The sequence below is a fragment of the Aeromonas dhakensis genome, assembly GCF_000820305.1.
Taxonomy (GTDB): domain Bacteria; phylum Pseudomonadota; class Gammaproteobacteria; order Enterobacterales; family Aeromonadaceae; genus Aeromonas; species Aeromonas dhakensis.
On record NZ_CDBH01000026.1, the window covers coordinates 1 to 5,916 of the forward strand.

Annotated in this window: 5 protein-coding genes and 1 pseudogene; 2 read left to right on the forward strand and 4 right to left on the reverse strand. The window is 61.7% G+C overall.

What is annotated here, in order from left to right; translation table 11 throughout:
• On the reverse strand, positions 1-1,058 hold a 1,058-nt coding region (locus BN1143_RS05360; RefSeq protein WP_042049892.1), incomplete at its 3' end, for an efflux RND transporter permease subunit.
• 36 nt (positions 1,059-1,094) lie between these two features.
• Positions 1,095-2,099: pseudogene (locus BN1143_RS05365) on the reverse strand (efflux RND transporter periplasmic adaptor subunit); the annotation flags it as partial.
• 122 nt (positions 2,100-2,221) lie between these two features.
• Here BN1143_RS05365 and BN1143_RS05370 point away from each other — a divergent pair.
• Entirely contained in the window at positions 2,222-2,950 is a 729-nt protein-coding gene (locus tag BN1143_RS05370) for a response regulator (protein ID WP_042049896.1), read from the forward strand.
• The gene (locus BN1143_RS05375) at positions 2,947-3,975 is read left to right on the forward strand and encodes an ATP-binding protein (protein ID WP_042049897.1); all 1,029 of its coding nucleotides are present in this window, start codon (positions 2,947-2,949) and stop codon (positions 3,973-3,975) included. Before BN1143_RS05370 ends, BN1143_RS05375 begins: the two co-directional genes overlap by 4 nt.
• Positions 3,976-4,344: 369 nt before the next feature.
• Here the strand turns inward: BN1143_RS05375 and BN1143_RS05380 are convergent, their stop codons facing one another.
• Positions 4,345-4,638, reverse strand: coding sequence for a hypothetical protein (locus BN1143_RS05380; protein WP_231570557.1), 294 nt, complete (start codon positions 4,636-4,638; stop codon positions 4,345-4,347).
• A 759-nt stretch (positions 4,639-5,397) separates the two neighbouring features.
• On the reverse strand, positions 5,398-5,916 hold a 519-nt coding region (locus BN1143_RS05385; protein WP_042049899.1), incomplete at its 5' end, for a substrate-binding domain-containing protein.

The following is a 5,916-nucleotide window of genomic DNA, read 5'->3' on the forward strand; positions in this document are numbered from 1 at the left end:
CCGGCGAGCAGCATCACCGCGAAGGTGCCAAGCAGCGCTATGGGGGCGACGATGGCCGGGATCAGGGTGTAGCGCAGGTTCTGCAGGAAGAGGAACATCACCAGGAACACCAGCACCATGGCTTCCAGCAGGGTGTGGATCACCTTGTCGATGGAGACCTTGACGAAGGGGGCCGAGTCGAACGGGATGGAGTAGGCCNNGGCGGCCACCCCGTTCTCGCGGTTGGCAAAGGCGTAGGATTGCGCCCCCAGCTCGACCCGGGCGACATCACCCAGCACCAGCTTGGCGCCATCAGTACCGGCTCGCAGCACGATGGCGGCGAACGCCTCTGGGGTCGTCAGCTGCCCTTGAACCGTAAGGGGTACCGTCACACGCTGCCCCGGCAGGGCGGGTTCATCGCCGAGGCGTCCCGGTGCAATCTGCACGTTTTGCTGCTCGATGGCCTGCGCCACCTCGCTGATGGTCAGCCCGTAGGCGGCGAGCTTGCCCGGATCCACCCAGATGCGCATGGCCTGCTCGGCGCCGAACAACTGCACCCGTCCCACTCCCTCGATGCGGCGCAGCTCCTGGACGATATTGCGCGCCATGTAGTCGTTCAGTGCTATTTCATCGAAGCGGCCATCTGGCGAGGTCATGCCGACCATCATCAGAAAGCCGGACGAGGCGGACTCCACCTGCAGGCCGGTTTGCCGCACCGCCTGTGGCAGCCGGGGTTCGACTGCCTTGATGCGGTTTTGCACGTCCATCTGGGCCAGCTCGGGGTCGGTGCCCGGCTTGAAGGTGGCGGTGATCTGCGCGCTGCCTGAGGCGTCCACCGACGACTCGAAGTAGAGCAGGTTCTTGACCCCCGACAGCTCGCGCTCGATAAGGCTCACCACCGCATCGTTCAGGGTCTGTGGCGTGGCGCCCGGATAGGTGGCATAGAGGGTCACCGACACCGGCGCCACCGAGGGATAGCGGGAGATGGGCAACTTGGGAATGGCGATGACCCCCGCCAGCACGATGAAGAGGGCGATCACCCAGGCAAACACCGGGCGATGAATGAAAAACTGCGGCATGAAAACGTCTCCGATTCAGCGGGTGTGGGTGCCGGCTTACTGGCCGGCAACAAGGGGCTGCCAGGGATGGGCAATGACTTGCGCCCCCGGGGTCAGGCGGTCGATCCCCTCGATCACCACCCGTTGTCCGGCGCTGAGCCCGGATACGATGCGGTACTGGCGCGCCACCAGCTCACCGGTTGTGACAGCTATTTGCTGTGCCTGCCCCTGGTCATCCACCACCCACACGCTGGTCTGGCCCGATGTACGCACCACCGCCTGCTGAGGCACGCTCAGGGCGTTGGCATAGTGAGCCCGGGGAATGCGCGCCTGCACGTAGAGGCCGGGCAACAGGCGCCGCTCCGGGTTGTCCACCAGCACCCGCAGCAGTACGTCACCGGTACCAGCATCCACCTCGATGCCGGAGAAGAGGATGTGCCCCTGCATGCCGAGCGGCTTGCCATTGCTGCCGAGGATCTCCACCGTCAGTTCAGGCGCCGTCGACCCTGCCTGCTGGCGCAGGGCTTCCAGTACCGAGGCAGGTTGGCGCACATCGACGTAGACCTGATCGATCTGCTGGATCCTGGCCATGGGGGTGGTATCGGTGGGTGACACCAGGGCTCCTTCGCTCACCAGCGCCTGATCGATGCGCCCGGCGATGGGAGCCTCCACGCTGGCAAATTGCAGGTTCAGCTGGTGCCGGGCCAGGGTCGCCCTGGCCTGAGCCACGTCGGCGGCAGCCTGATCCCGCTGGGAGACGGCGTCGTCATAGGTCTGGCGGCTGATGGCCTCGGTGCGCAGCAGCGGCACCAGGCGGTCAATCTGGATGCGGGCGCGGGCCAGCACGGCCTCGGCCCGCTGCAATGCGGCGGCGGCGCTGTCGACATCCGCCTTGAAGGGGGCCGGGTTTATCTGGAACAACACGGTGCCTGCGCCGATTTCGGCGCCCTGCTCGAACAGGCGGCGCTGCACTATGCCGCTTATCTGGGCGCGAATTTCGGCGCTGCGCACCGCGGCCACCCGGGCGGGTAGATCCTCGCTGATGACCAGCTCCTGNNTGGTGTTGCTGCGAGAGCACATCGAGCGGGCATTATGGAGAGGGGCTATTGCGAATGATTCGAGGCTTTGTGGAGAATCCATGGAGGCGGTGATAAAGTTCAAACCCACCATTTTCGAGGCCGACCATGTCGTATCTTCCTGCCTCCGCCAGCCCGGCGGCCCAGTCACTGGTACTGATTGCAGAGGATGAAGCCGAGATCGCCGAGATCCTCGCCGCTTACCTGCAACGCCACGGATTGCGCACTTTGCATGCCGCCGATGGCCGCGTAGCCCTGGCCATGCACCAGACATGCAAACCCGATCTCCTGCTGCTGGATGTGCAGATGCCGCAGCTCGACGGCTGGCAGGTGCTCAGCGAGATCCGGGCCCGTGGCGACACGCCGGTGATCATGCTGACCGCCCTGGATCAGGACCTCGACAAGCTGATGGGGCTGCGCATGGGGGCGGATGACTATGTGGTCAAACCCTTCAACCCGGCCGAAGTGGTGGCTCGGGTACAGGCGGTGCTCAGACGCAGCCAGGCTGCGAAACAGACCACGGCCCGGGTACTGCGGGTCGGCCCCTTCCAGATCGATCTGGAGAGCCACGAGGCCAGCCTTTTCCGCGATGAGGGGCAACTGGTGCTGGATCTGACCCTGACCGAGTTCAAGTTGCTCGCCTCCCTGATGCGGGCGCCGAAACGGGTGTTCAGCCGCGCCGAACTGCTGACCCACTGCCTGCCAGAGGGGGATACCCAGGAGCGCACGGTGGACAGCCACATCAGCAAGCTGCGCAAGAAGCTAGAGGCGCACGGCATCCAGGGGGTGCCCGCCAGTGTCTGGGGCGTAGGCTATCGCTTCGGGGGCGATGCATGACATCGGCCCCCGGCCTGCGCAGGCAGATCATCCGATCCCTGGGGCTGATGGCGCTTGGCATCATCTCCCTCGCGGTGATCGGCACCTATGTGTTCTACGCCATTGCCGTGACCTATGTGCCTGGCAGCATCTCCGAGAGCTGGATACCCTCCAGGGTCGAGATGCTCTGGATAGGCTCGACCATTCTGATTGCATTGGGGATGGCGCTGTACGTGGCGGTTCGCCTCTCTCGGCGCATCCTGACCCCGCTCAATTCGGTCGCGAACAGCCTGCGCGAGGTGGCAGAGGGCAAACTCGATGCGCGCGTGCCGCTGGATGAACAGGCAATTGGGGAGACGGCGCAACTGGTGCGGGACTTCAACACCATGGCCGAACGGCTGCAGAGCATGACCCGCGAGCGGGAGTTCTGGAATGCCGCCATCGCCCACGAATTGCGCACCCCGGTGACCATCTTACGCGGCCGCTTGCAGGGGCTGGCCGAAGGGGTATTTCCGCCAGAGCGTGCGCTTTTCGAAGGCTTGCTGCGTCAGGTGGAGGGGTTGACCCACCTGATCGAAGATCTGCGGGTGCTCAGTCTCAACGACAGCGGTCATCTGGAGTTGCAACGTTCAGAAGTCAGACTGGCCGACGAGCTTGCCGTGGTGCTCGAGGCCTTTGCCACCCCCCTGGTCGCGAGCGGTTTCACCCTTAAGCGGGATCTCGATGCCGAACTCCTTGTTTGTTGCGATGCACTTCGCATCCGTCAGGCTCTGATGGCGCTGCTGGAGAATGCCCAGAAGCATGGGGTGCCGGGCCNNGACGAGGGGCCCGGCATCAGCGATGAGGTTGCAGCCCATATATTCGAGGCGTTTCGCCGGGGGGATCCGTCACGTTCGCGCAAGAGCGGCGGCAGCGGGCTCGGACTCGCCGTGGTCAAGGCCATTGTCGAGGCCCACGGTGGCAGTGTGGTTTGCCAACCCGCTAAAAGTGGAGGAACAATGTTCCTTCTCTCATGGCCTATATCGTTCAATTCTCAGTTGTCCTGAAATATACCTTGTTGTTTAAATAGTCAATTTTGTCCCATTGGACTAGGTTTTCGTCATATCCCATAGCTTAATGAGTGTACTAATGGGTTAAAGCATAATTGTCCACGGGCTGGGGCAGGATGGCCCTACATTTTGGCTCCACATAGCAACTTGAGCGTTTGGGCTCTGGCCTAGTTATCGCTAAGCAAGTCGACCAATATGGTTTGTGGTGTCTGGTGGGTTATTGCTCGATGTGGAGTTGTGGTTGCTGGCCGATGGCAGCGGTTATCTGCCGAGGGATCAAAGTCTTGTAATCACGCAAGTCATGCATGGTTGGGCTTCCCAACACCCTAGATGTGAGGAACTACATGACGTTGTGGGGATGATTGTCTACAGCGATTGCTTGAGACGGTTGATGTCTCGTTGATAGCTACGGCGGTGGCTATGCCAAATCACCCGCTCGGTAGCAGCCTCCAGTAGCGCAGTGGTCATGGTGCGGGGAAGAACCAGATTTACGCCATCCCATTTATCCAGGTCCAGCACGCCGGAACGCACCAGACTGGCCAACTGCGTATCAAACTCTTGGGTCAGCTTCAGCGCAATGAACTCCTCGATATGGACTCGGAGCCTGGTAATATCAGCCTCTGGCTCCATTGGTGGTGCATTGGGCGTTGTCATGGTCATGTATGGCAGCTCCAATGCGGCGTGTCATTGGTACCATGGTTGACGTAGGACCCGACCATTACCCGTTGCAACTCGCCAACCGGCTAACCCGCAGCATTACAGACACAGCGAAAGCGGGCGAAGTTAATCTCTCGCGGCAGATGTTCACGCATATCCCGTGGACTGACAAAGAGCGTGGTCTTGTGCTGCACCGGGTTGGGGGCTATCAGTGGCCCGCCAATTCGTCGCCTCTCCACATCGTGGGCATAGGCAAATCCCGGCATTATCAACTGTTGACAGATGAGCTTGGAGATAGCTGGATGGGTACACATGGCTTCCGCTACGGCGGCCTGGCTAAAGCTATCGTTGAACTCAATCATTGGTGTTTGAACGGTAGGCCGCTGCCAGCAGCGNNTGATGCAGGTGTGCCATGTCTTCAGAGATACGTTGGGCTATCTGGGCGGTTGAGCTCGATAGTGAGCTTGTCAGCGTTAGGGTGATGGCGAGATTCATCGCATCTCTCCCCAAGGAACTTGGTCCCACAGTGACAGTCGGGTCAGCACGTCTTGCGCCAACGCTTGCTGAAACTGCTGTATTACCTTGACCAAACGAGGTGCCTGCTCAGGGTTCCCTCTCCATTCGCTCGACTGGTACAGCTTAGCGCGGCTTGCTTCTCATCTTCTCATCGTTGCCAAGATTCTGGCTTTGTACTCGAGTCATGTCAGCTGGCTGAAATAGACAAAGGTAGATCAATCCAGCGGAGTTTGCGTTCGCCACTGCTCAGCCCTGTGTGCTGGTTTGCTCACTCTCCCTCACCAGCTCGAGGAAGGCGCGCATGGCGGGGGTGATGCTGTGCTGGCGGGTGATGAAGGCGGTGTGGCCGATGTCGCGTTGCGGCGCCAGCGGCAGGCAGACCAGATCCGAGAGCTTGCTGGCGGATCGGGCGAGGCTGGCACTGACGATGGCCCAGCCCAGTCGGTGGCGCACGGCGCTCACCAGGTGAAACAGGGAGTCGGTTTCCAGCACCACGTCAAGCAGGATGCCGGCCCGCTCGGCGGCGCGGTCCAGATACTTGCGAAACTGCATGGTGCGGCTGGGCAGTACCAGCGGCCGCTGCTGCAGTGCCGTCAGGGTCAGCTCGTCACCGGGGAGGCGCTGATCCGCCTCGTCGCGGTTCATCAGCACCGCCATCTGGTTGTGCCCCTGGGGATAGAGATGGAAGCTCTGTCTGGCGGCACCGATGAGCAGTTCGTCAAATCCCAGTCCGATGTCGCACTGGTGCAGCTCCAGCTGTGACAG

What these genes read in the sequence shown, in the direction of transcription:
- BN1143_RS05370 (WP_042049896.1), top strand. Translation starts at nt 2,222, where the DNA reads ATGTCGTATCTTCCTGCCTCCGCCAGCCCGGCGGCCCAGTCACTGGTA.
- BN1143_RS05380 (WP_231570557.1), bottom strand. Translation starts at nt 4,638, where the DNA reads ATGACCATGACAACGCCCAATGCACCACCAATGGAGCCAGAGGCTGAT.